Genomic DNA, 26,078 nt, shown 5'->3' on the forward strand with positions numbered 1-26,078 from the left:
CGGCTAAAGCGCGTTGGTGATCAACGGCGCTTCTTGGCGGCGTCAGCGGCTTCCTGCTGCGCATCCACAACGGCCAGCGCCGTCATGTTGACGATGCGGCGCACGGTGGCGCTGGTCGTCAGGATGTGCACCGGGCGTGCCGCGCCCAGCAGGATCGGGCCCATCGCGACACCATTGCTGCCCGTCATCTTCAGCATGTTGTACGTGATGTTGCCGGTGTCCAGGTTCGGCATGACCAGCAGGTTGGCGCGGCCCTTCAGCGTGCTGTCCGGGTAGGCCAGAACGCGGATCTTTTCCGACAGGGCGGCGTCGGCGTGCATTTCGCCGTCCACTTCCAGGTCAGGCGCGCGCTCTTGCACGAGCTTGCTGGCGGCGGCCATCTTCTTCGACGACTCCGTCACGCGGCTGCCAAAGTTCGAGTGCGACAGCAGAGCAATCTTCGGTACCACGCCAAAGCGCAGCATTTCGTCGGCAGCCTGGATCGTGATGTTGGCCACTTCTTCCGACGTCGGGTTTTCGTTGACGTGGGTGTCGGTGACGAACAGCGTCTGGTCAGGCAGCATCAGCACGTTCAGGGCGGCGTACGTCTGGCCTTCCTTCTTGCCGATGATTTCGTCGATGTACTTGAGCTGGTTGTCGTACTTGCTGGCCACGCCGCACAGCAGCGCGTCGGCATCGCCACGGCGCAGCAGCATCGCGCCGATCAGCGTGTTGTGCTTGCGGATCATCGCCTTGGCGATGGCCGGCGTCACGCCTTCACGGCCCTTCAGCTGGTAGTACGCGTTCCAGGTTTCGTTGAAGCGCTCGTCGTCTTCCGGGTCAACGATTTCGAAGTGCTCACCGGCCACCAGGCGCAGGCCGGCCTTGTTGATGCGCATTTCGATGACCGACGGACGGCCGATCAGGATCGGGCGGGCCAGCTTTTCGTCGGCCACCGTTTGCACGGCGCGCAGGACGCGTTCGTCTTCGCCGTCAGCGTAGATGACGCGCTTGGGCGCCTTCTTGGCTTGGGCGAACAGCGGACGCATCAGCTGGCCGGAGTGGTACACAAAGCCCATCAGCTTTTGGCGGTAGGCTTCGATGTCTTCGATGGGGCGGGCGGCCACGCCGGAGTCGGCGGCAGCTTGGGCCACGGCCGGCGCGATCTGGAAAATCAGGCGCGGGTCGAAGGGCTTCGGGATGATGTAGTCGGGGCCGAACGACAGTTCCTGGCCGGCGTAGGCGCGGGCCACTTCATCGTTCTGCTCGGCTTGCGCCAGATCGGCAATGGCCTTCACGCAAGCCAGCTTCATTTCTTCCGTGATGCGCGAAGCGCCGGCATCCATGGCGCCGCGGAAGATGAAGGGGAAGCACAGCACGTTGTTGACCTGGTTCGGGTAGTCCGAACGGCCGGTGGCGATGATGCAATCCGGGCGGGCGGCCTTGGCCACTTCGGGGCGGATTTCCGGTTCCGGGTTGGCCAGGGCCAGGATCAGCGGACGGTCGGCCATGGTCTTGACCATGTCGCCCGTCATGACGCCGGCAGTCGAGCAGCCCAGGAACACGTCGGCGCCGTTGACCACATCGGCCAGCGTGCGCGCGTCGGTCTTCTGCGCATAGCGCTTCTTGTTGGGTTCCATGTTTTCATCGCGGCCTTCCCAGATGACGCCGCGGGAATCCACCACGAAGATGTTCTCGCGCTTGACGCCCAGGTGGACCAGCAGGTCCAGGCAAGCGATGGCGGCGGCGCCGGCGCCGGAGCAAGCCAGCTTGACCGAACCGATGTCCTTGTTCACGACCTTCAGGCCGTTCAGGATGGCGGCCGACGAGATGATGGCGGTGCCGTGCTGATCGTCATGGAAGACGGGAATCTTCATGCGCTCGCGCAGCTTCTTCTCGATGTAGAAGCACTCGGGCGCCTTGATGTCTTCCAGGTTGACGCCGCCCAGCGTGGGTTCCAGCGCTGCGATGATGTCGACCAGCTTGTCCGGATCGTTCTCGGCCAGTTCGATGTCGAACACGTCGATGCCGGCAAACTTCTTGAACAGGCAGCCCTTGCCTTCCATGACCGGCTTGGCGGCCAGCGGGCCGATGTTGCCCAGGCCGAGGACGGCGGTGCCGTTGGTGATCACGCCCACCAGGTTGCCGCGCGAGGTGTACTTCGAGGCGGCGTCTTCACCTTGGTCGAAGATGGCCATGCAAGCTGCAGCCACGCCGGGCGAGTAGGCCAGGGACAAGTCGTCCTGGTTGGCCAAGGTCTTGGTCGGCACGACCGAGATTTTGCCGGGGGTGGGATAGGCGTGGTAATCCAACGCCATTTTGGTAAGAGTGTCGTCCATGGGATCGGGGCCTCTGAGGCACTAACTGAAAAAGAAAACGGGATGACAAACGGCGGGCTCGCGGCCCGCCGGTTTCTTTGCGAAATGCTTAGGGAACGCCCGTATTTCACCAGAAAGCGCGCACGATTGGTTGTTGCAGTGCAGCGAGCGGACGCTTTTGATCAAGAACGAGTCGGATTTTTTACGATTCCCAGGGAGGCGTTCCTCGCGTATGGGCGTTCAGTTTCTTGCGCAGCGTGTTGGCGTCTTCCTGGCGGCCCAGGCTGTCCAGCGCGTACAGCACGATCCAATCGGCGCTGACTTCGAAGAAGTCGCGCAGCTGCGCGCGCGTGTCGCTGCGGCCAAAACCATCGGTGCCCAGCGTGCGGTAGGGGGCGGGCACCCAGGCGCGGATCTGGTCAGGCACGGCGCGCACGTAGTCGGTGGCCGCGATGACGGGGGCGTCGCTGCCGCCCAGGCACGTGCGGACCCAGTCGGCGCCGGGCGCTGCGTCCAGGCCCAACACGCGGGCGCGTTCAGCTTCGCGGCCGTCGCGGGCCAGCTCGGAAAAGCTGGTGACGCTCCAGACTTCGGCGTCCACGCCATGCTGATCGCGCAAACGGTCGGCGGCCATTTCGGCTTCGCGCAACATCGGGCCTGCGCCCAGCAGCCGCACTTGCGCCTTGCCGCGTGCGGCGCGCAGGCGATACAGCCCGCGCAGAATGCCTTCGCGCACCCCGGCGTCGGCGGGCATGTCGGGCTGCGCCAGGTTTTCGTTCGTGACCGTCAGGTAGAAGAATTCGTCGCGCTGCTCGTCCAGCATGCGCCGCATGCCGTGTTCGACGATGACGGCGACCTCGTACGCGTAGGCCGGGTCGTAGGCGCGGCAGTTGGGCACGGCGGCGGCCATGATGTGGCTGGAACCGTCCTGGTGTTGCAGCCCTTCGCCGCCCAGCGTGGTGCGGCCCGATGTGGCGCCCACCAGAAAGCCGCGCGTGCGTTGGTCGGCGGCGGCCCAGATCAGGTCACCGATGCGCTGAAAGCCGAACATCGAGTAATAGATATAGAAGGGCAGCATCGGCAGGCCGTTCACCGAGTAGCTGGTGCCGGCCGCCGTCCACGACGAGATCGCGCCGGCTTCGGTGATGCCTTCCTCAAGAATCTGGCCGTCGCGCGCTTCGCGGTAGTACAGCACCGAGCCGATGTCTTCGGGTTCGTACAACTGGCCTTGAGCCGAGTAGATGCCGATCTGGCGGAACAGGTTGGCCATGCCGAAGGTGCGGGCTTCGTCGGCCACGATGGGCACGATGCGCGAGCCCACGGTGCTGTCCTTGAGCAACGCGGTCAGCATGCGCACGATGGCCATCGTGGACGACATTTCCTTGCCGTCGGCGGCCAGCGCGAAGCGTGCCCAGTGTTCGGCATCCGGCGGCGTCAGGCGCGGCGCTTCGGTGCGGCGGCGTGGGATGTGGCCGCCCAGCGCAGCGCGGCGCGCTTGCAGATGGCGCAGTTCGGCGCTGTCTTCAGCGGGCCGATAGAACTTGAGCGCCAGACAATCGGCGTCCGAAATCGGCAGCGCGAAGCGGTCGCGAAACGCCAGCAGGGCCTCGTCGTCCAGCTTCTTTTGCTGGTGCGTGGTCATCTTGCCCTGGCCGGCGGCGCCCATGCCGAAGCCTTTCTTCGTCTGCGCCAGAATCACCGTGGGCTGCCCACGGTGCTGCGCCGCGCGGAGATAGGCGGCGTGAATCTTCACCATGTCGTGGCCGCCGCGATGCAGGCGGTCGATGGCCTCGTCGGTCCAGTCAGCAACCAGCGCGGCCAGTTCGGGGTTCTGGTTGAAGAAGTGGGCGCGGTTGAACGCGCCGTCGTTGGCGGCAAAGGTTTGGAATTGGCCGTCAACGGTGTTGGCGAATGCGCGGGCCAGCGCGCCGCTGGTGTCGCGCCTGAGCAGAGCGTCCCAGTCGCTGCCCCAGACCAGCTTGATCACGTTCCAGCCCGCGCCCGCGTACAGCGTTTCCAGTTCGTCGATGATGCGGCCGTTGCCGCGCACCGGCCCGTCCAGCCGTTGCAGGTTGCAGTTGACGACGAAGACCAGGTTGTCGAGCTTTTCACGTGCGGCGAGCGTCAGGGCGGCGATGGATTCGGGTTCGTCCATTTCGCCGTCGCCAAAAATGCCCCAGACCTTGCGGTCGCCGCCCGGCACCAGCGAGCGGTGTTCCAGGTAGCGCATGAAGCGGGCTTGATAGATGGCGTTGATGGGGCCGATGCCCATTGAACCGGTCGGGAATTGCCAGAAGTCCGGCATCAGCCACGGGTGCGGATAGGACGACAAGCCGCGCAAGCCGCGCGACGTGGCCGTGATTTCCTGGCGGAAGTGCGCCAGGTCGGCCTCATTCAGAAAGCCTTCCAGATAAGCGCGGGCGTAGACGCCTGGCGCCGAGTGCGGCTGCATGTAGACCAGGTCGCCCGGGCCATCTTCCGACTGCGCGCGGAAGAAATGGTTGAAGCCCACTTCAAACAAATCGGCGGCCGATGCGTAGCTGGCAATGTGGCCGCCCAATTCACCGTGCGCCTGGTTGGCGCGCACCACCATGGCCAGCGCGTTCCAGCGGTTGATGCGGGCGATGCGTTCTTCTACCGCCAGGTTGCCGGGAAAGGGCGGTTCCTGGTCGGCCGGAATCGTGTTCAGGTAGGCGGTGCGCGTCTGGCTGTTGGCGCGCAGCCCCAGCGAGGCGGCATGCCCCAGCAGGTTATCCAGCACATAGCCGGCGCGGCCAGCGCCTTCCGCGTCAACCAGTGACTGCAAAGCGTCGCGCCATTCGGCGGTTTCGGCGGGGTCGGCGTCGTGCGGGTGATCGGCGTCGGGGGCGGGGTGGCTCTGGTCGCGCATCGTGAATATGTCTCCTGTTATCGCTCCATGCTAGACCTGTGTCGATGGCATGAGTGATCAAATTCCAGGGCGGATGTACCGGCTTTCAGCATAATCTTTTGCCAGCCTTTCCATTGCCGGCAGCTTCTGCCGCCAGGCGACGCTTACGCGTGGTGACCACTGGGTGGACGCTGAAGCGCTAGAATGCGCGGTTTAGCAGAATTCCAAACGGGAGACTTCAATGACTCAACCCGTCAGCGTCCCGGCAAACGTCACCCTTCCGGAGCTTACGTTTCGCGGCGTCTTGCTCGGCGCACTGATCACCGTGATCTTCACGGCCTCTAACGTCTTCCTGGGGCTGAAGGTGGGCCTGACGTTCTCATCCGCCATCCCCGCTGCGGTGATTTCGATGTCGGTGCTGCGTCTGTTCAAAGACGCCAACATCCTTGAAAACAATATGGTGCAGACGCAGGCCTCGGCCGCGGGCACCTTGTCTTCCATCATTTTCATCCTGCCTGCGCTGGTCATGATGGGCCACTGGCAGGGCTTTCCGTTCTGGCAGACGCTGGGCATTTGCGCGGCCGGCGGCATGCTGGGCGTGATGTTCACGATTCCGCTGCGCCACGTGATGGTGGTGCAAAGCGACCTGCCGTACCCCGAAGGCGTGGCCGCCGCAGAGATCCTGCGCGTGGGTAGCGCCGAGCGGGCGCAAGATGCCGCGGAAGACAGCGGCGGCGCATCGGCCAAACCGGCTGCGACCGGCATGGGCGACATCGTGGCGGGTGGCGCGGTGGCTGCGGTCGTCAGCTTTGCCGCCAGCGGCCTGCGGGTGCTGGGCGACAGCGTCAGCGGCTGGTTCGCGTGGGGCGGCGCGGTGTTCCGTCTGCCGATGGGATTTTCCTTGGCGTTGCTCGGCGCCGGCTACCTGATCGGCATCGTCGCGGGCTTGGCCATGCTGACCGGCCTGATCATCTCGTGGGGCATTGCCGTGCCGGTGCTGACCGCCATGGGCGACATGCCCGCTGATATGTCACTGGCCCAGTACGCCACCGGACTGTGGTCGTCGCAGGTGCGCTTCATCGGCGCGGGCGTGATCGGCGTGGGGGCAATCTGGACGTTGGCCACCTTGTTCATGCCGATGGCGCGTGGCGTCAAAGCGTCGTTCTCGGCGTTGACGAAGGCGGGCGCGGCGCGGGCCGGTAAGGCGCCGCGCACCGAACGCGACTTGTCTGCAGGCTGGATCTCGGTAGTGACGCTGGTGCTGGTGGTCGTTCTGGTGATCACCTTCCAGGTGTTCCTGGCGGGCGCGCCCTTGTCGGCCGCCGCCATCTGGAAGCTGGTGGCCTATGCCGTGCTGTTTGCATTCGTATTCGGCTTTCTGGTGGCCGCGGCTTGCGGCTACATGGCGGGCTTGGTGGGTTCGTCGACGAGCCCGATTTCAGGCGTGGGCATCGTCGCCATCGTGCTGGTGTCGCTGTTGATGTTGGCGCTGGGCGGCGAGTTGCTGGCGGTGCAGAACGGCGTGCAGATGGCGATTGCGTTGGCCATCTTCAGCACATCGGCGGTGGTGGCCGTGGCCTCGATTTCCAACGACAACCTGCAAGACTTGAAGACGGGCTGGCTTGTCGGCGCCACGCCGTGGCGTCAGCAGGTGGCGCTGTTGATTGGTTGCGTGGTGGGCGCGGCAGTCATTTCCCCGGTGCTGGAACTGCTTTACAACGCCTACGGTTTTGCGGACGCGATGCCGCGCGACGGCATGGACCCCGCCCAAGCCTTGTCGGCCCCGCAGGCGACGTTGATGCTGGCGATTGCGCGCGGCATCTTCACGCATCAATTGAACTGGACGATGATCCTGATCGGCATGGCCGTGGGCGTGGCGCTGATTGTGGTGGATGAAATCCTCAAGCGCACTTGCCGCGTCGCGCGCATCCCCGTGCTGGCGGTGGGCATCGGCATTTATCTGCCGCCCACCGTGGCCGCGCCCATCGTGGCAGGGGCGGTGCTGGCGTGGCTGCTTGAGCGCGCGTTGCGCCGCCGTGCCGCCGCCGCGGGCAAGCCTTACGAGCAGTTTGCAGACGCGGCCAACCGCCGTGGCGTGCTGATTGCGTCTGGCTTGATCGTTGGTGAAAGTCTGGTGGGGGTGTTGATGGCGGCCATTATTGGCGGCGCGGGTACGGACGCGCCGCTGGCGATCGCTGGCGAGACGTTCGCGAAGCCCGCGTCCTACCTGGGCCTGGCGGTCTTTGTGATGGTGGCCGTGCTGTTCTGGCGCCGGGTGATGCGCCTGGCCTGATGGGCTTTAAACGCCGCGGCCCAGGGCCGCGGCGGCGACGGTCAGTGTTCTTCGGCTTGCAAGGCGGCCGTGATGATGGCGCGCTCGTCGTGCGTGGCGCCGTTCAGGAACAGGTTGAGCAACACGGCCGACAGCGACGCCAGCAAAATGCCCGACTCAATCAGCGTATGCAGCGAGTGCGGCATCCATTGCTTGAAGTTGGGCGCGATCAGCGGCACCATGCCGACCCCGATCGACACCGCCACGATCATCGCGTTGTGGCGGTTGCCCTTGAAGTCCACGCCGGACAGGATGCGGATGCCCGTGGCCGTCACCATGCCGAACATGACGATGCCCGCGCCACCCAGCACTACGGTAGGCAACGATTCCACCAGCGCCGCCATCTTGGGCAGCAAACCTAGCACCAGCAGAATGATGCCGCCCGCCACGCAGACGAAGCGGCTCTTCACGCCCGTTACCGCAACCAGCCCGACGTTTTGCGAAAAGCTGGTGTAGGGAAACGTATTGAAAATGCCGCCGAGCAAGGTGCCCAAGCCATCGGTGCGCAGGCCGCGCGCCATGGCTTGCTGGGTGATTTCGCGATCCGTCATTTCGCCCAGCGCCAGGAACATGCCGGTGGATTCGATCATCACCACAACCATGATCAGCGACATGCTCAAAATCAGCATGGGGTCGAATTGCGGCATGCCGAAGTGAAAGGGCAGCACGATATCGAACCAGTCGGCCTGGCCGATTTTTTCGAACGTCATGATGCCGGTTGCTGACGCCACGACGGCGCCGATGACGATGCCTAGCAGCACCGAAATGTTGGCGATGAAGCCGCGCGTGTACTTCACGATCAGCAGTATCGCCACCAGCACCAGCGCTGCAATGCCCAGGCCGGTCAGGTCGGCGTACTTGGGGTTGGGCATGGACGGCATGATGGCGAAGCCTTGCGGCACGGGCGGAATCGCGCTGCCCGGGGAGGTGACGTCGGCCAGCCATTTGGCATAGATGGGGTCAACGATGACGGGGGCGGTGGGGCCGGACGGATTGCCGAAGATCCAGTTGATGCCCACGCGCATCAGCGTGATGCCGATGACGGTGATGATGGTGCCTGTTACGACGGGCGGAAAGTAGCGCAGCATGCGGCTGATCAAGGGGGCGATGAGGATCGACACGATGCCCGCCCCGATGATGGTTCCGAACAGCAGCTGGGCGCCCGCCTGCCCGGGGTTGGCGTTGGCCATCGCCACCATCGGCGCAACCGCCGCAAAGGTGACGCCCATCATGACGGGCAGCTTGATGCCGAACCATTGCGTGGCGCCCAGCGTTTGCACCAGGGTCACCAGCCCGCAACAGAACAGGTCGGCCGAGATCAGCATGGCCACTTCGTCAGGCGTGAGGTTAAGCGCCCGGCCCACGATCAGTGGCACGGCCACGGCGCCGGCATACATCACCAGTACGTGTTGCAGGCCTAGCGCCGCGAGCTTGCCGTTGGGCAGGCGCTGATCAACGGGATGGATGTCTTGCGACGCGCTGGATGGCGCGGACGATGCAGCCTGCATGGGAAGTCTCCTGGCGGAGTGGAATGTCGGTCGGGAAAATCCTGAAAAGCCTTTCTTGTGTACGAGGAATGTATACAGGCAGGGTTAAGGTTCGAAATAGAGGAAAACCCGCATTAAATTGACATTAAAAGTTACTTAATGAAGGAATTGTACGAACGTGGGGATGCCGCGGACAGGGCGGCCGCCAGGCCGGACAGGGTTGCCGCCGGACTTAAGAGGAAGGGGGATGCGCGGGCACGACGCGCATCGGGTGGCGCCGTGCCCGGTTCAGTCAGACGATTTATCAGACGGGATGAAGCAGGTCCGCCAGCGTGCGGGCAATGACCTTGGTGGCGCGGCGCAGGTCTTCCAGCACCACGCGTTCATCGTTGCGCTTGGCGTGCGATTCCAGCACCGTGCGCGGCCCCGCACCGTAGATCACGCCGGGAATGCCCGCTTCGGCATACAGGCGCACATCCGTGTACAGCGGCGTGCCCATGGCGGGTATGGGTTCCCCAAAGAGGGCTTCGCCATGCTTCTGGATGGCGGCAACCAGCGGCTGGTTACCCGGCAGCGGGCGCATGGAATTGGCCAGCAACAGGCGTTTGATGTCGATGCTGATGCCGGGCATGGAGGCGGCCGCGTCCTGGATGATCTGACGAATGTTCGCTTCGACTTCCGCCGCATTTTCTTCGGGGATCATGCGCCGGTCGAGCTTGAAGCTGACCTTGCCGGGAACCACGTTGGTGTTGGTGCCGCCTTCAATGCGTCCAATATTCAGGTAGGGGTGGCTGATGCCCGGAACGTCGGACGTGATGTGCTGGTATTGCTCGTTCTGCGCATACAGCGCGTTCAGGATTTTGACCGCGCCTTGCAGCGCGTCCACGCCGGTGGACGGAATGGCGGCGTGCGCCATCTTGCCGTGCACGGTCACTTCCATCTGCAGGCAGCCGTTGTGCGCGGTCACGACTTCATAGCTGAAGCCCGCGGCAATCATCAGGTCGGGCTTGGTCAGGCCTTGCGACAGCAGCCAGCCGGGGCCCAGCAATCCGCCAAATTCTTCGTCATAGGTGAAGTGCAGTTCGACCGCGCCGTGCGTGGGGTGCGCCACGGCTTCCAGCGCGCGCACGGCGAAGGTGAAGCTGGCGAAGTCGCTCTTGCTGACGGCGGCGGCGCGGCCGTACAGGCTGCCGTTATCGATCTCGGCGCCGTAAGGGTCGTGCTGCCAGCCGTCGCCCGGAGGCACCACGTCGCCGTGCGCGTTCAGCGCCACGCGGCGGCCGGGGCCGTACTCGCGCCGCACGATCAGGTTGGTGATGGACTCCATGCCGTAGTCCTTGACCTGCTCGGCGGGCACGGTGTGCGCTTCGGCGTCGAAGCCAAAGTCTTGCAGCAGTTCGGCGGTGCGGACGGCGTGGGGGGCGTTGTTGCCGGGAGGCGTGTCGGTGGGCACGCGCACTAGCGATTGCAGGAAGCGCACTTCCTCATCAAAGTGGGCGTCTACCCAGGCGTCGAGTCGGGCGTAGTCGGTCATGGTTTTAGCGTGTGATGTCGTTGGCAACGTCGTCCAGCAAGCGCTGCATGGCAAGCGCGGCCAGCTGGATGTCGTCGCGGGTGGTGGATTCGCGGGGGTTGTGGCTGATGCCGGAATTCTGGCCGCGCACGAACAACATGGCCTGAGGCATGACTTCGTGCAGCTTCATGGCGTCGTGGCCTGCGCCGCTAGGCATGCGGTGCAGCGGCACGCCCAGCGCGTCAACGGCGCGTTCCCAGCGCTGTTGCCAGACCGGGTCGCTGGGCGCGGCGGCGGCGCGCATGGTTTCTTCAAGCGCGTAGCGCAGGCCGCGGCGTTGGCAGATGGCGGCAAGCTCGGCCAGCACGTCGTTCACCAAGGCGTCGCGTTGCGGGTCGCTGGGGGCGCGCAAATCCAGGCTGAAACGGCATTCGCCCGGCACGACGTTGATTGAACCGTTGGGCACTTCCAGCATGCCGATCGTGCCGACCGAATCGCCGTCGCGCGCGGCGCGCTGCTCCACATACAACGCCAGTTCGGCGGTGGCGGTGGCCGCATCGCGGCGGCGGTTCATGGGCGTGGTGCCGGCGTGGCAGGCCATGCCGAAGAGCTGCGCCTGGTAGCGCACGCTGCCGTTGATGGACGTGACGATGCCCAGCGGCAGGCCCATTTCGAACAGCACGGGACCTTGTTCGATGTGCACTTCGATAAAGCCCAGATAGCGGGCAGGATCGCGGCGCAGCTTGGGGATGTCATCAATGCACAGGCCGGCGTGCAACATGGCGTCGCGCATCGTGATGCCTTGCGCGTCTTTCTGGTCCAGCCATTCGGGTTTGAAGTCGCCGATCAAGGCGCCGGAACCCAGGAAGGTGGCGCGGTAACGCTGGCCTTCTTCTTCGGCAAAGCCGATGACCTCAAGGTGATAGGGCAGGCGGCGCCCCTGGCGATGCAGTTCGCGCACGCAGGCCATTGGCACGAAGATGCCCAGCCGGCCGTCGTACTTGCCGCCGTTGCGGACGGTGTCGTAGTGGCTGCCGGTCATTAGTGTGGGGGCGTCGTCGCGGCTGGCGCGGTAGCGGCCGACCACGTTGCCGACGGCGTCGATCTCGACTTCATCGAAGCCGCAGTCGCGCATCCAGTGCGAAATGCGTTGCGCGCAGGCGCGGTGCGCCTCGGTCAGATACGTGACGGTGAGCTGGCCTTTTTCGGCGTAGCCCGGGTCGCTGTGAATGCTGAGCCGTTCCTGCCAGTCCCAGATATCGTTGCCCAGCGTCAGGTCGACACCGAATTTGTCGGCCATGCGGATTTCGACGATGCGGTGAATGTTGCGCAGCGCTTCGCTGATTTCGACGTCCGGCGGGTTGTCGAGCCGGCGGGTGAATTCATCAATGATCTGCTGGCGGTTCAACCCCGTGCCGCGCGCACCGCGCACAGCCAGGATGAAGGGAAAGCCGAAGCGGGCGTTGTAGTCGGTGTTCAGTTGCTGCAACTGCGCAAGCTCTTCGGGCGAGCAATGCGTGAGCCCCGCCTGATCCTGTTCTTGCGTGGATTCGGCGGTGAGGCTATTGCGCAGCATGGCGCGGCCGGCCAGCTCCGGGTGGGCGCGGATCAGCGCCAGCCGGGCTTCGATATCGGCATCGTCCAGCACCCGGCGCATCTGGTCCTGCAAATGGGCCAACGACCGGAACGGGCGGGCGGCCAGCGCCTGCCGGGCGATCCAGGGCGAATGCTCGTACAAGCCGTCGAGCATGGCCACGGCGTCATCGGGCGTGGCGGCGTTGAGTTGTTCCAGCGTGTAGGCCATGGTCGGAGCGCTTAGCGGTTGGGAAGGTAGGGGTGGGTGGCTTTCCAGTGCCGGGCGATGTCCAGCCGGCGGCACACCCAGACGCGGTCATGGCGGGCGATGTGATCCAGAAAGCGTTGCAGCGCCGTGATGCGCCCGGGCCGGCCGAGCAGCCGGCAGTGCATGCCGATGCTGAGCATCTTGGGCGCGTCCTCGCCTTCGGCGTACAGCACATCGAAGCTGTCTTTCAGATATTGGAAGAACGGGTCGGCGTGCGAGTACCCCTGGGGCAGCGCGAAGCGCATGTCGTTGCAGTCCAGCGTGTAGGGCACGATCAGTTGCGGCACGACGGCGCCGTCCGTCTTTTGCACCTGCATCCAGAAGGGCAGGTCGTCGCCGTAATAATCGCTGTCGTATTCGAAGCCGCCGTAGTCGGCAACAAGCCGGCGCGTGCGCGGGCTGTCGCGGCCGGTGTACCAGCCCAGCGGGCGGCTGCCGGTCAGTTGCGTGATGGCGTCCATGCCCAGTCGCATGTGCTCGCGTTCGGTGGCTTCATCCACGTTCTGGTAGTGCACCCAGCGCCAGCCGTGGCAGGCGATTTCATGGCCCAGTTCGGTGAACGCCGCCGTCAGTTCGGGGTGACGCTGCAAGGCCATGCCCACGCCGAAGACGGTCAGCGGCAACTGCCGCTTTTCGAATTCGCGCAAGATGCGCCAGACGCCCGTGCGCGACCCGTATTCATAGATGCCTTCCATGCTGAGATGGCGGTCCGGGTAGCTGGCGGGGTTGAACATCTCGGACAGGAATTGTTCGGAGCCGGCATCCCCGTGCAGCACGGAGTTCTCGCCGCCTTCTTCGTAATTCAGCACGAATTGCACGGCGATTCGGGCGCGGCCCGGCCATTGCGCGTGCGGCGGATTGCGGCCATAACCGACCAGGTCGCGGGGATACGGAAGCGTGGAATCGTAGGTGTTCATGAATGGACGGGCGGATAGCCTGAAAGCGCGGACGTTGATGACCCTGAACTTGAAACCCCGGGCAGAAGCACGATGACGGGGAGTTTCATGATGGGCTAAACAATAGCTGGAAAGCAATTAGCTGTATACAATTTATGTACATCATTAAGGATAACCATGATATCGCCCGGCGGTACGAGGGCATGAGGAGACAAGATTGGGCCTGACCACACACGTACTCGACACCATGCACGGCTGCCCCGCAGCGGGGATGGCCGTTGCGCTTTACGCCACCGAGGGCGCGAGCGCCACGCTGCTTAACCAATTCACGCTGAATGACGACGGCCGCAGCGCCAAACCGTTATTCACCGATCAAGACCTGAAGGTAGGCACGTACCGGTTGGTGTTCGATGTGGCCGGCTATTTCAAGGCGCGCGGCGTGGCCTTGCCCGAGCCCAACTTCCTGAATCAAGTCAGCCTGGATTTCGGCGTGGCCCACGCAGACCAGCACTATCACGTGCCGCTGCTTGTCAGCCCCTGGAGCTATTCGACGTATCGCGGCTCGTAGGCTGGCACGCAACTCGCTCACCGCTCACGGCTCACCGCTCACCGCTCACCGCTCACCGCTCACCGCTCACCGCTCACCGCTCACCGCTCACCGCGCGCAACAGGCAGCGCTTCAGTTTGCATCGCGCGACGTTCCGCTTGCCCGGCCTAGGGTATTCCTGATGCCGAAACGGGCGCTGCCGCATAGCCTTGTGAACAAAACCTGCATACAATTTCGCGGATCTTGATCGCAGCGGTGCATGGCCCCAAGCCTTGTGCGCGATCGTCTTCTGCTTACAGCGCCCGCGGTGGTGAGCAGTGTGGCGGAGCCTTACAGGCCCGCCCGCTGCGGGGGCGTGAATGGAAAGCTACTACCTGGATTGGGTCAATCTGCTGCTGCGTTGGGCCCACATCATTACCGGCATCGCGTGGATCGGCACGTCGTTCTACTTCGTGATGCTGGACAACAGCCTGGAAAAACCGCGCGACGCAGAATCGCTGGACAAAGGCGTAGGCGGCGAGCAATGGGCGGTGCACGGCGGCGGCTTCTACAACATGCAGAAGTACGCGGTGCAACCCAAGAAGCTGCCCGATCATCTGCATTGGTCGTTCTGGGAAAGCTACAGCACATGGCTGACCGGCTTTGCGCTGTTCACCATGTCGTACCTGTGGAACGCCAGCACCTATCTCATTGATCGTTCAAAAATGGACTGGCAGCCCTCGACCGCCGTGGCGGTGGCGCTGGCCTTTTTTGTGGTGTTCTGGATTGTCTACGACGGCATCTGCCGGCTGTTCGGCCGTGGCAAACATGGCGACACCATCGTCGGTGTGTTGATCGCGGTGTTCATCGCGTTGGCGTCGTGGCTGGCCTGCCACTGGTTTGCGGGCCGCGCGGCATTCCTGCTGGTGGGCGCCATGATGGCCACCACCATGAGCGGCAACGTGTTCTTCTGGATCATTCCCGGCCAAAGGAAGAACGTGGCGGCGATGCGGGCGGGCAAGCCCGTCGACCCGGTCAACGGCCAGCGCGGCAAGCAGCGTAGCGTGCACAACACCTACTTCACGCTGCCGGTGGTGTTCACGATGATGAGCAACCACTACAGCTTCACCTACACCCATCAGTACAACTGGATCGTGCTGCTGCTGATCATGCTGGGCGGCGCGGCGATACGCCAGTTCTTCGTGGTGCGCCATCGTTTCAAGCTGGGCAATGCGCGCAATCCGCTGCCGTATGTGTTGCTGGGTATCGCGGTGCTGGGCCTGACCATCATCTGGATGCGGCCCGCGCCGGTGGCGGCGTCTGCGGCCGTGGCGCCGCCCGCCGACGTCGCGTTCACGCAAGTGCGCCAGGTGTTCGACCAGCGCTGCCTGCTTTGCCACGGTGCGCAGGTGCAGATGAAGAACGTGCGGCTGGATTCCGTGGAGCAGATCGCCACCCACGCGCAAGCCGTCTACCAGCAAGTGGTCGTGTCGAAAATCATGCCAATGGCCAATTCCACCGGCATGACCGACGACGAACGCGCGTTGATCGGCGCCTGGTTCCAGGCGGGAGCCAAGACGAACTGAAGCGGGCAGGGCGGGCCGGTTCAGCGCAAGTCGCCCGCCGGCCAGCCCATGGAACCGAAGCCTTGCGCCGGGTAGCCCTCTTCAGCCGTTGCGGTACAGAAAGCTATAGGCGTTGATCGCCGGCACCCCTCCCAGGTGCGCATACAGAACCTTCGACCCGGCGGGAATTTCGCCGCGGCGGATGATGTCCATCATCCCCTGCATGGACTTCCCCTCGTACACCGGGTCGGTCATCATGCCTTCCAGCCGCGCGCAGGTGCGGATGGCTTCGTTGGTTTCGGCGGATGGCAGGCCGTAGGCGGGATAGGCATAGCGTGTGTCCAGCACCACGTCGCTGTCGGCAATGCCTTGTTCCAGCCCGACCATGTCTGCGGTGCGACGCGCAATACGCAGAATCTGCGCGCGCGTTTGATCCGGCGTGGCGGACGCATCGATGCCAATCACGCGGTCGGCGCGGCCATCGGCCGCAAAGCCCACCACCATGCCCGCTTGCGTGCTGCCTGTGACGGCGCACACGACGATGTAGTCGAACTTGAAACCCAGCTCGGCTTCCTGCCGCCGCACTTCCTCGGCGAAGCCCACATAGCCCAGCCCACCCAGTTCGTGGTCGGACGCGCCGGCCGGAATGGCGTAGGGCTTGCCGCCGCGCTTTCTGACGTCTTCCAGCGCTTCTTCCCAGCTGCGCCGAAAGCCGATGTCAAAGCCCTGGTCCACCAGCCGCACATCGGCGCCCATCAGGCGGCTCATCATGATGTTGCCGACGCGGTCGTAGACCGCATCCGAATAGTCCACCCAGTTTTCCTGAACCAGCACGCAGGCCAGCCCCAGCTTGGCGGCCACCGCGGCCACCATGCGGGTGTGGTTGGACTGAATGCCGCCAATCGTCACCAGCGTGTCGCAGCCTTGCTCAAGCGCCTGCGGAATCAGGTATTCCAGCTTGCGCAGCTTGTTGCCGCCGAACGCCAGGCCGCTGTTGCAGTCTTCGCGCTTGGCGTAGATCTCGACCTTGCCGCCTAAGTGCGCGGACAGGCGGTCGAGCTTTTCGATGGGGGTGTCGCCAAAGGTCAGGCGATGACGGGGAAAGCGTTGCAGATCCATGCGGACTCCTGAGGGTGACGTTCCGGCCGGCGGGGTGGCGCGGATGGAAAAATCATAGGAATCGCAGCGATATGCGGTCAATTGCGTATTTTTATCCGTTCCGTCATTTAAGGGTTTTAATAATCGTTGCCTGAGAATAAATATTTCGAATATAAAAACAAATACGAAATTAAATTTTTAGGGACGTATCAAATGGCCGCGCTCGCAAGTCTGGACCGCATCGACCGCCACATCTTGCGCGTCTTGCAAGACGATGCGCAGATCACCAATCTGGATCTGAGCACTCGCGTGCATTTGAGTCCGGCCGCGTGCCTGCGGCGCGTTGAAAAATTGAAGGCCGAAGGCGTCATCAAAAAGACGGTCGCGTTGTTGGAACCGGCTGACGTCGACATGGCCACGCTCGTCATCGTGGGCGTGGTGCTGGACCGCTCCACGCCCGAGTCCTTCACCGACTTTGAAGAAGCGGCGCGCGGCATCAGCGGCTGCCTGGAATGCCACTTGGTGGCCGGCGAGTTCGACTACTTTCTGATGCTGCGCATACGGGATCTTGAACGCTTCAACAAGCTGCATGCGGGCGAGATCATCAAGCTGCCTGGCGTGCGCCAGATTCGTACTTTTTTCGTGCTGAAAGAGATCTTGTCGACGACCGCGTTGCCGGTGTGACGCGGCTAATGCGCAACACTCTTCTTTTAGCGGCTAAAAAATGACGCGCTGCGGCATTTTGGATTAACAGAATTTGATGGTGCGTAGACGGCGCAATGTCAGGGGTTGCCAGGACATTCCAAAGCCGCATGGCGGCATTCCGAATCGGCTTTTGCATCACAGAAATGCAGGAAGACGGCCGTAAACTCAAAGGGTTATACTGCTCGGCATACGGCTTTCAAGGCTTGTACGCGCCTTCTGCCCCTGCTATCCGCTTAACGGGAAGCCCGTGCTGCGGAAGGTTTTCCTGCATCGTGTCGAGTGAAGCACTCGTAAAGGTGAAGCGATATGTCTTCGGAAATAGAATCTCTATCCACGTCTTATCTCTTTGGGGGTAACGCCCCGTATGTTGAGGAGCTTTACGAAGCCTACCTCGACAATCCCGGTTCGGTTCCTGATAACTGGCGCGAATATTTCGACCAGTTGCAGCACGCTCCCGCTACCGACGGCCAGGAATCCACTCGCGACCAGGCCCACGCTCCCATCGTCGAATCGTTCGCCCAGCGCGCCAAGGCCAATGCCTTTGTGCAACGTACGGCCGAACCCGATCTGAGCGTCGCCAGCAAGCAAGTGTCGGTGCAATCGCTGATTGCCGCCTACCGTTCGCTGGGTTCGCGCTGGGCCGATCTGGACCCGCTCAAGCGCCAAGAGCGCCCGCCGATCCCGGAACTCGATCCCGCCTTCTACGGCCTGACCGAAGCCGATCTGGATCAAACCTACTCGGCCACCAACACCTACTTCACGACCGCCAGCACCATGACGCTGCGCGACATCCTGAAGGCGCTGCGCGACACGTATTGCCGCAGCATCGGTGCTGAATTCACGCACATCTCCGACCCCGCCGCCAAGCGCTGGATTCAGGAACGCCTGGAAACCACGCTGGGTGCGCCGACCTACTCGGTCGAAGAAAAGCGCCACATCCTGCAGCAGCTGACCGAGTCCGAAGGCCTCGAGCGCTTCCTGCACACCAAGTACGTCGGCCAGAAGCGTTTCTCGCTGGAAGGCGGCGAAAGCTTCATCGCCTCGATGGACGAAGTGGTGAACCACGCCGGTGAAAACGGCGTCCAGGAAATCGTGGTCGGCATGGCCCACCGCGGCCGCCTGAACCTGCTCGTGAACATCATGGGCAAGATGCCTGGCGACCTGTTCGCCGAGTTCGAAGGCAAGCACGCCGAAGGCCTGACCGACGGCGACGTGAAGTACCACAACGGCTTCTCCTCCGACCTGTCCACCCGTGGCGGCCCGGTCCACCTGTCGTTGGCGTTCAACCCGTCCCACCTTGAAATCGTCAACCCCGTGGTCGAAGGCAGCGTGCGCGCTCGCCAGGAACGCCGCGGTGACGCCGAAGGCAAGTCCGTGCTGCCGGTGCTGGTGCACGGCGACGCGGCTTTCGCCGGCCAAGGCGTGGTCATGGAAACCCTGAACCTGGCCCAGACGCGCGGCTACGGTACGGGCGGCACGCTGCACATCGTCATCAACAACCAGATCGGCTTCACGACGTCTGACCCGCGTGACTCGCGTTCGACGCTGTATTGCACCGACGTCGTCAAGATGATCGAAGCCCCGGTGTTCCACGTCAACGGCGACGACCCCGAAGCCGTGGTGTTCGTCACCAAGCTGGCGCTGGACTACCGTCTGCAATTCCGTCACGACATCGTCGTGGACATCGTTTGCTTCCGCAAGCTGGGCCACAACGAGCAAGACACCCCGTCGCTGACGCAGCCCCTGATGTACAAGCGTATCGGCCATCACCCCGGCACGCGCAAGCTGTACGCCGACAAGCTGACCACGCAAGGCGTGCTGGCTGAAGGCGAAGCCGATCAACTGGTCAAGGACTACCGTCAGCTGATGGAAGACGGCCAGCGCACGATCGAACCCGTGCTGACCGACTACAAGAGCAAGTACGCGATCGACTGGTCCCCGTTCCTGGGCGCCAAGTGGACCGACCAGGCCGACACGGCTGTGCCGCTGGCTGAGTTGAAGCGCATCGGCGAACGCATCACGACGGTTCCGGAAGGCTTCACGGTGCACCCGCTGGTCGCCAAGCTGCTGAACGACCGCCGCACGATGGCCAAGGGCGAATTGAACCTGGACTGGGGCATGGGCGAACACCTCGCTTTTGCGACCCTGGTGTCCTCGGGCTACGCCATCCGCATCACCGGCCAGGACTCGGGCCGTGGCACGTTCACGCACCGCCACGCCGTGCTGCACGACCAGAACCGCGAACGCTGGAACGACGGCACCTACATTCCGCTGCAGAACGTGTCGGAAGGCCAGGCCCCGTTCACCGTCATCGACTCCGTGCTGTCCGAAGAGGCGGTGCTGGCCTTTGAATACGGTTACTCCAGCGCTGAACCGAACACGCTGACCATCTGGGAAGGCCAGTTTGGCGACTTCGTCAACGGCGCCCAGGTCGTGATCGATCAGTTCATCAGCTCCGGCGAAGCCAAGTGGGGCCGCCAGTCGGGCCTGACCCTGATGCTGCCGCACGGCTACGAAGGCCAAGGCCCCGAGCACTCGTCGGGCCGCATCGAGCGCTTCCTGCAACTGTGCGCCGACAACAACATGCAAGTGGTCCAGCCGACCTCTGCCTCGCAGATCTTCCACGTTCTGCGCCGCCAGATGATCCGCCCGTTCCGCAAGCCGCTGGTGCTGTTCACGCCGAAGTCGCTGCTGCGTAACAAGGACGCCGGCTCCCCCCTGACCGATCTGGCAGGCGGCAGCTTCCAGCCGGTGATCGGCGAAGTCGACGACACCATCGACGCCAGCAAGGTCAAGCGCGTTCTGGCTTGCTCGGGCAAGGTGTATTACGACTTGGTCAACGCCCGCCGTGAGCGTGGCGCCGACAACGTCGCCATCGTCCGCGTCGAGCAGCTGTACCCGTTTGCGCACAAGTCGTTTGAAACGGAACTGCGCAAGTACCCGAAGGCCACCGAAGTGATCTGGGTTCAGGACGAACCGCAGAACCAAGGCGCCTGGTTCTACGTTCAGCATCACGTGTACGAGAACATGGTGGAAGGCCAGAAGCTGGGCTACGCCGGCCGCGCCGCGTCGGCATCGCCGGCCGTGGGCTACCTGGCCAAGCACCAGGAGCAGCAGAAGGCCCTGATCGAAACGGCTTTCGCGCCCAAGTTCAAGGTCATGTTGACGAAGTAACCCTGACTTGATGCATGCGCCGCGCGCGGCAAGCGTTTTGGAACTCGATTTCGAACCTTGCCGCGCCGCGTGACCAGAACACAAACTTTACGGAACAAACAAAATGGCAATTACCGACGTCGTCGTCCCCCAACTTTCCGAATCCGTTTCCGAAGCGACCCTGCTGACCTGGAAGAAGCAGCCGGGCGCTGCCGTTGAAGCGGACGAAATCCTGATCGAAGTCGAAACCGACAAGGTTGTGCTGGAAGTGCCGGCTCCCGCTTCGGGCGTGCTGGCTGAAATCGTCAAGGGCGATGGCAGCACCGTGACCTCGGGCGAAGTGCTGGCCCGTATCGACACCGCCGCCAAGGCTGCCTCCGCCGCGACCGCTCCCGCCGCTGCCCCCAAGGCCGCTGAACAAGCCGCTGCCGCTCCGGCCGCTGCTGCCCCGGCCTCGTCCGCCGCTGCTGGCGTGGCCTCGCCCGCCGCTGCCAAGATCCTGGCCGAGAAGGGCGTTGACGCCGCTTCCGTGTCGGGCACCGGCCGTGACGGCCGCGTGACCAAGGGCGACGCCCTGGCCGCCAGCGCACCCGCCGCCAAGGCCGCGCCTGCCAAGGCCCCGGCTGCTCCGGCCCCGACCACGCTGTCGCTGGACGGCCGTCCGGAACAGCGCGTGCCGATGAGCCGCCTGCGCGCCCGCATCGCCGAACGCCTGCTGCAATCGCAGCAAGAAAACGCAATCCTGACCACGTTCAACGAAGTGAACATGCAAGCGGTCATCGATCTGCGCAGCAAGTACAAGGACAAGTTCGAAAAGGAACACGGCATCAAGCTGGGTTTCATGTCGTTCTTCGTCAAGGCCGCCGTTGCCGCCCTGAAGAAGTACCCGCTGATCAACGCGTCGATCGACGGCAAGGACATCATCTATCACGGCTACTTCGACATCGGTATCGCTGTCGGCAGCCCGCGTGGCCTGGTGGTGCCGATCCTGCGCAACGCCGACCAGCTGTCCATCGCTGAAATCGAAAAGACCATCGCTGACTTCGGCCGCCGCGCCGCTGACGGCAAGCTGGGCATTGAAGAAATGACCGGCGGCACGTTCTCGATCTCCAACGGTGGCGTGTTCGGTTCGATGCTGTCGACCCCGATCATCAACCCGCCGCAATCGGCCATCCTGGGCGTGCACGCCACCAAGGATCGCGCTGTTGTCGAAAACGGCCAGATCGTCATCCGCCCGATGAACTACCTGGCGCTGTCCTACGACCACCGCATCATCGACGGCCGCGAAGCCGTGCTGGGCCTGGTCGCCATGAAGGACGCCCTGGAAGATCCGCAGCGCCTGTTGCTGGACCTGTAATCTCGACGCTCCGCGCGGCGCCGCACCGGGCCTTCCGGATCGCGGCGCCCCGGCCGGCCCACGGCTGGCCTCCGGCTCGCAAACACCGGGCGGGGCGTGTTCCACCCCACACTCATTCGCGAGAACACTATGTCCAAACAATTTGACGTCGTCGTGATCGGCGCAGGCCCTGGCGGCTACATCGCCGCCATTCGCGCAGCGCAACTCGGCATGTCGGTCGCTTGCATCGACGCCTGGCAGAACGGCCAAGGCGGCCCGGCTCCTGGCGGTACGTGCACCAACGTCGGTTGCATCCCGTCCAAGGCGCTGCTGCAATCGTCCGAGCACTTCGAACAAGCCAACCACCACTTCGCCGAGCACGGCATCGAAGTCAAGGGCGTGAGCCTGAAGCTCGATACGCTGATCGGCCGCAAGAACACGGTGGTCAAGCAAAACAACGACGGCATCCTGTACCTGTTCAAGAAGAACAAGGTCACGTTCTTCCACGGCAAGGGCCAGTTCAGCGGCCAAGTGGAAGGCGGCTGGGCCATCAAGGTCACCGGCACCGCCGAAGAAGACCTGGTTGCCAAGCACGTCGTGGTGGCAACGGGTTCGTCGGCGCGTGAATTGCCCGGCCTGCCGTTTGACGAAAAGGTCGTGCTGTCCAACGACGGCGCACTGAACATCGGCGCCGTGCCGAAGACGCTGGGCGTGATCGGCGCTGGCGTGATCGGCCTGGAAATGGGCAGCGTGTGGCGCCGCCTGGGTTCGGAAGTCACGATCCTGGAAGCCATGCCGGAATTCCTGGCTGCTGCCGACGGCCAAGTGGCCAAGGAAGCGCTGAAGGCGTTCACCAAGCAAGGCCTGAACATCCAGATGGGTGTGAAGATCGGCGAGATCAAGGCCACCGCCAAGTCGGTGACCGTGCCCTACGTCGACGCCAAGGGCGCCGAGCAGAAGCTGGTGGTCGACAAGCTGATCGTCTCGATCGGCCGCGTGCCTTACACCGGCGGCCTGAACGCCGACGCCGTGGGCCTGAAGCTGGACGAACGCGGCTTCGTGGCCGTGGACGGCGATTGCAAGACCAACCTGCCGAACGTCTGGGCAGTGGGTGACGTGGTGCGCGGCCCGATGCTGGCGCACAAGGCCGAAGAAGAAGGTGTGGCGGTTGCCGAGCGCATCGCCGGCCAGCATGGCCACGTCAACTTCGACACCGTGCCGTGGGTCATCTACACGTCGCCGGAAATCGCCTGGGTCGGCAAGACCGAACAGCAGCTCAAGGCCGAAGGCCGCGAGTACAAGGCTGGCAGCTTCCCGTTCCTGGCCAACGGCCGCGCTCGCGCGCTGGGCGACACCACGGGCTTTGCCAAGGTGATCGCTGACGCCAAGACCGACGAAGTGTTGGGCGTGCACATTGTGGGCCCGATGGCCTCGGAGCTGATCTCGGAAGCCGTGACCATCATGGAATTCCGTGGCGCCGCTGAAGACATCGCCCGCATCTGCCACGCGCACCCGACGCTGTCGGAAGCCGTGAAGGAAGCCGCTCTGGCCGTGGACAAGCGCGCGTTGAACTTCTAAGCGTCCTTGACCTGAGCTAGACAGGGGGCGGGTTCAAGGACCCGCCCTTTTTTCATTTTGGTTGGTTGAGCTAAGCCCCATGAACGTCCGCGAATACTACGAACACGCCCTGGCCGAACGTGGCTACAAGCCCGATGCCGCGCAAAAGCTGGCCATCGACCGCTTGCAGCGCTATTACGACGAATGGGTCAAGTTCAAGTCGATGCGCTCGAACGCGCTGAAGAAGCTGCTGAATCGGCCCGACGTGCCGCGCGGCGTGTATCTGTGGGGCGGGGTGGGGCGCGGCAAGAGCTTCCTGATGGATGCCTTCTACGCGACCGTGCCGGTGGTGCGCAAGACGCGTCTGCACTTTCACGAATTCATGCGTGGCGTGCATCGCGAGCTGGAAGAAGTGAAGGGCATGCAAGATCCGCTGGACGAAGTGGCCAAGCGGGTCGCCAAGCGCTACCGCCTGATCTGCTTTGACGAATTCCACGTGTCGGATGTGGCCGACGCGATGATCCTGCACCGCTTGCTGCTCAAGCTGTTCGAATACGGCACGTCGTTTGTGATGACGTCCAACTACGAGCCGTCCACGCTCTACACCGATGGCCTGCACCGCGACCGCGTGCTGCCCGCCATTGCGCTGATCCAGTCGCGCATGGACGTCATGAACGTGGATGCCGGCGTGGATTACCGCCGCCGTTCGCTTGAGCAAGTGCAGTGCTTTCACACGCCGCTGGACGAGCACGCGCAGGCCGCGTTGCAAAAGGCGTTCGACAGCCTGGCCGACACGCCGCCGCAAGACCCGGTGCTGCATATCGAGCATCGCGAGATTCGCGCGCTGGCCTTGGCGGGGGCCGTGGTGTGGTTTGATTTCGCAACGCTTTGCGGCGGCCCGCGTTCGCAGAACGACTATCTGGAACTGGCCAACCGCTTCCACGCCGTGATCCTGTCTGGCGTGCCGAAGATGGGGCCGCGCCAGGCTTCCGAAGCACGCCGCTTCACGTGGCTGATCGACGTGTTCTACGACCACCGCGTGAAGCTCATCATGTCGGCCGAGTGCGAGCCGGAAGAGATCTACACCGAAGGCGCGCTGGCCAATGAATTCCATCGCACTGTGTCGCGCATTCTTGAAATGCAGTCGCGCGAATACCTGGAATCGGAACGCCGCCTGACCGCGACGTTGTAGTAATGCCGCATCCGGCCCCTGTTACACGGGGCCGGCGTGCATAAGATTGGTAATGCAAGTCATTATCACTTAAGATTTTGAGACTTTTGGTCCCGTACCGCTGTCTCAACTGTGTCCTCCTCCGTCCTTTCCTCATCGGCACCGTGCGCTGACGCTGTCGCGCCTGTCGATGGCCTGTACCGCGATCATCGTCCCTGGCTGTTCGGCTGGCTGCGCCGCAAGCTCGGTTGCGAGCATCGCGCCGAAGATCTGGCGCAGGATGTTTTCGTGCGCGTGATCCAAGGGCGCAAGGCCGTGCGCGCCAACGAGGCCCGCGCCTTGCTGACCACGATTGCGAAGGGGCTGGTCGTGGACCACCAGCGCCATGCCGCGCTGGAAAACGCCTACCTGAGCTATCTGGCCACGTTGCCCGAAGCGTATGCGCCGTCGCCCGAAACGCAGACAGAACAGCTGCAATCGTTAAAGCAACTGGACCGCCTGCTGGATGGCTTGCCGCCCAAGGCGCGCGCGGCATTTCTGATGTCGCAACTGGACGGGCTGACGTATCCCGAAATCGCCCAGCGTCTGAACGTATCCCTGAGTTCCGTCCAGCAGTACATGGTGCGCGCGATGTCCGCGTGCTACACGGCGTTCTATGAGTAACGCCGCAGGCCGCATGCCGCCGGACCCGGTCGTGCGCCAGGCGATTGCCTGGTGGGCCAAGCTGCAATCCGGCTTGGCTGACGCGCACGACCGGGAATCCTGTCGGGCCTGGCTGGCCGCGGACGCCGCGCACCAGCAGGCCTGGGACCGTTTGCAGGCCATTGGCCGTGACGCCCGCCGCGTGCCAGCGGCCCTGGCGCACGCGGCCTTGAATGCGCCGCCGTCGCACGGCCGGCGGGCGGCGCTGCGCAGCTTGCTGGGGGTGACGGCGCTTGCCGCAACGGGCTGGGCGGGTTACCGGCACACGCCCTGGCAGCGCCTGGCGGCCGACGTGAGCACAAGCATTGGCGAGCGGCGCACGGTGGCGGTTGCCGATGGCTTGAGCATTACCTTGAATAGCGACAGCGCCGTGCGCTTGCGGCTGAGCGGCAACGCGCGCGGCATCGATCTGCTGCGCGGCGAAATGCTGGTCGACACCGCCATGCGTCCCGGCGTGGACGCCTTGCGCGTAGACACGGGGTATGGCGAGTTGCGGGCGGAACACGCCCGCTTTGACTTGCGCCGTACCGATACCGGATCGCGCTTGGGCGTGTATGAAGGCAGCGTGGCCTTGCTGCGCGACGGCGTGTGGACGCATGCCGCCGCGGGCGAACGGCTGGCCTTTGCAGATGACGGTCTGCTTCACCGCAACGCGTCGGACTCCGACCGGCTGGCCTGGGTCGACGGCCTGGTGGTGGCCAAGGAATGGCGGCTGGATTATTTCGCGCAGTATCTGGCGCGCCAACGCATGGGCGTGATTCGCGTGGACCCGGCCGTGGCCGCTTTGCAGTTGTCAGGCGTGTTTCCGCTGGACGACGCCGAACGCGCGCTGAAGGCGCTGGAACCCGCGCTGCCCATCAGCGTGACGCGGCACACGCAATATTGGCTGCAAGTGAGCCCGCGTCAGATTTGACCGTTACAACTTTTTTGCCCGACGCATTGCAGGTTTTTGATCCCCATACGGAAAGGCAGAGATAGACCACCGTACAGGGAGAGTTTTGTGTCTGCTTCATCTCAATCGCGCCTGC

The 26,078-nt window shown here is 63.8% G+C and carries 17 protein-coding genes; 10 read left to right on the top strand and 7 right to left on the bottom strand.

The window, feature by feature from the left end:
* Positions 1–20: 20 nt before the first annotated feature.
* Together HV765_RS09890 and mdeB are read right to left on the bottom strand one after the other, a co-directional pair.
* Positions 21–2,318, bottom strand: a complete 2,298-nt coding sequence (locus HV765_RS09890) for an NADP-dependent malic enzyme (RefSeq protein ID WP_054423891.1) — start codon at positions 2,316–2,318, stop codon at positions 21–23.
* 181 nt (positions 2,319–2,499) lie between these two features.
* Positions 2,500–5,187, bottom strand: coding sequence for an alpha-ketoglutarate dehydrogenase (mdeB, locus tag HV765_RS09895; protein WP_175169634.1), 2,688 nt, complete (start codon positions 5,185–5,187; stop codon positions 2,500–2,502).
* 220 nt (positions 5,188–5,407) lie between these two features.
* On the opposite strand from mdeB, the gene HV765_RS09900 reads away from it, so the two are divergent.
* Positions 5,408–7,459, top strand: a complete 2,052-nt coding sequence (locus tag HV765_RS09900) for an OPT family oligopeptide transporter (protein WP_175169635.1) — start codon at positions 5,408–5,410, stop codon at positions 7,457–7,459.
* Between the two features lie 41 nt (positions 7,460–7,500).
* Here HV765_RS09900 and HV765_RS09905 read toward each other — a convergent pair whose 3' ends face one another.
* The 4 genes from HV765_RS09905 to puuE form a co-directional block, all read right to left on the bottom strand.
* The gene (locus HV765_RS09905; protein ID WP_175169636.1) at positions 7,501–9,006 is read right to left on the bottom strand and encodes a nucleobase:cation symporter-2 family protein; all 1,506 of its coding nucleotides are present in this window, start codon (positions 9,004–9,006) and stop codon (positions 7,501–7,503) included.
* Positions 9,007–9,289: 283 nt separating this feature from the next.
* Positions 9,290–10,519 carry a M20 family metallopeptidase gene (locus tag HV765_RS09910; protein ID WP_175169637.1) on the bottom strand — a complete coding sequence of 410 codons (1,230 nt, stop codon included), beginning with the start codon at positions 10,517–10,519 and terminating at the stop codon, positions 9,290–9,292.
* 4 nt (positions 10,520–10,523) lie between these two features.
* Entirely contained in the window at positions 10,524–12,302 is a 1,779-nt protein-coding gene (uraD, locus tag HV765_RS09915) for a 2-oxo-4-hydroxy-4-carboxy-5-ureidoimidazoline decarboxylase (RefSeq protein WP_175169638.1), read from the bottom strand.
* A gap of 11 nt (positions 12,303–12,313) precedes the next feature.
* On the bottom strand, positions 12,314–13,258 hold the full coding sequence (puuE, locus tag HV765_RS09920; protein ID WP_175169639.1) for an allantoinase PuuE: 945 nt from the start codon (positions 13,256–13,258) through the stop codon (positions 12,314–12,316).
* A gap of 196 nt (positions 13,259–13,454) precedes the next feature.
* Between puuE and uraH the strand changes: the two genes are divergently transcribed.
* Positions 13,455–13,805 (top strand): hydroxyisourate hydrolase, encoded by a 351-nt coding sequence (uraH, locus tag HV765_RS09925; protein WP_054423877.1) that lies wholly within the window; start codon positions 13,455–13,457, stop codon positions 13,803–13,805.
* 338 nt (positions 13,806–14,143) lie between these two features.
* On the top strand, positions 14,144–15,349 hold the full coding sequence (locus HV765_RS09930; RefSeq protein ID WP_175169640.1) for a urate hydroxylase PuuD: 1,206 nt from the start codon (positions 14,144–14,146) through the stop codon (positions 15,347–15,349).
* 81 nt (positions 15,350–15,430) lie between these two features.
* On the opposite strand, the gene HV765_RS09935 is transcribed toward HV765_RS09930, so the two are convergent.
* On the bottom strand, positions 15,431–16,447 hold the full coding sequence (locus HV765_RS09935; protein ID WP_175169641.1) for a 1-aminocyclopropane-1-carboxylate deaminase: 1,017 nt from the start codon (positions 16,445–16,447) through the stop codon (positions 15,431–15,433).
* Positions 16,448–16,639: 192 nt separating this feature from the next.
* On the opposite strand from HV765_RS09935, the gene HV765_RS09940 reads away from it, so the two are divergent.
* From HV765_RS09940 to HV765_RS09970, 7 genes are all read left to right on the top strand, one after another.
* Positions 16,640–17,110: an Lrp/AsnC family transcriptional regulator gene (locus HV765_RS09940; protein WP_054423870.1), complete on the top strand. Its 471-nt coding sequence runs from the start codon at positions 16,640–16,642 to the stop codon at positions 17,108–17,110.
* A gap of 327 nt (positions 17,111–17,437) precedes the next feature.
* Positions 17,438–20,305 (top strand): 2-oxoglutarate dehydrogenase E1 component, encoded by a 2,868-nt coding sequence (locus HV765_RS09945; RefSeq protein ID WP_054423868.1) that lies wholly within the window; start codon positions 17,438–17,440, stop codon positions 20,303–20,305.
* A 103-nt stretch (positions 20,306–20,408) separates the two neighbouring features.
* Complete coding sequence (gene odhB / locus HV765_RS09950) at positions 20,409–21,641, top strand: 2-oxoglutarate dehydrogenase complex dihydrolipoyllysine-residue succinyltransferase (protein ID WP_054423866.1); 1,233 nt, start codon at positions 20,409–20,411, stop codon at positions 21,639–21,641.
* 129 nt (positions 21,642–21,770) lie between these two features.
* Positions 21,771–23,198 carry a dihydrolipoyl dehydrogenase gene (gene lpdA, locus HV765_RS09955; RefSeq protein WP_054423864.1) on the top strand — a complete coding sequence of 476 codons (1,428 nt, stop codon included), beginning with the start codon at positions 21,771–21,773 and terminating at the stop codon, positions 23,196–23,198.
* A 79-nt stretch (positions 23,199–23,277) separates the two neighbouring features.
* Entirely contained in the window at positions 23,278–24,369 is a 1,092-nt protein-coding gene (zapE, locus tag HV765_RS09960) for a cell division protein ZapE (RefSeq protein WP_175169642.1), read from the top strand.
* 111 nt (positions 24,370–24,480) lie between these two features.
* Positions 24,481–25,011, top strand: coding sequence for a sigma-70 family RNA polymerase sigma factor (locus HV765_RS09965; protein WP_054423860.1), 531 nt, complete (start codon positions 24,481–24,483; stop codon positions 25,009–25,011).
* Positions 25,004–25,963 carry a FecR domain-containing protein gene (locus HV765_RS09970; RefSeq protein WP_175169643.1) on the top strand — a complete coding sequence of 320 codons (960 nt, stop codon included), beginning with the start codon at positions 25,004–25,006 and terminating at the stop codon, positions 25,961–25,963. The genes HV765_RS09965 and HV765_RS09970 overlap by 8 nt, the downstream gene beginning before the upstream one ends.
* The last annotated feature ends 115 nt before the right edge of the window (positions 25,964–26,078 follow it).

Source organism: Achromobacter kerstersii (assembly GCF_902859595.1).
Taxonomy (GTDB): Bacteria; Pseudomonadota; Gammaproteobacteria; order Burkholderiales; family Burkholderiaceae_B; genus Achromobacter; species Achromobacter kerstersii.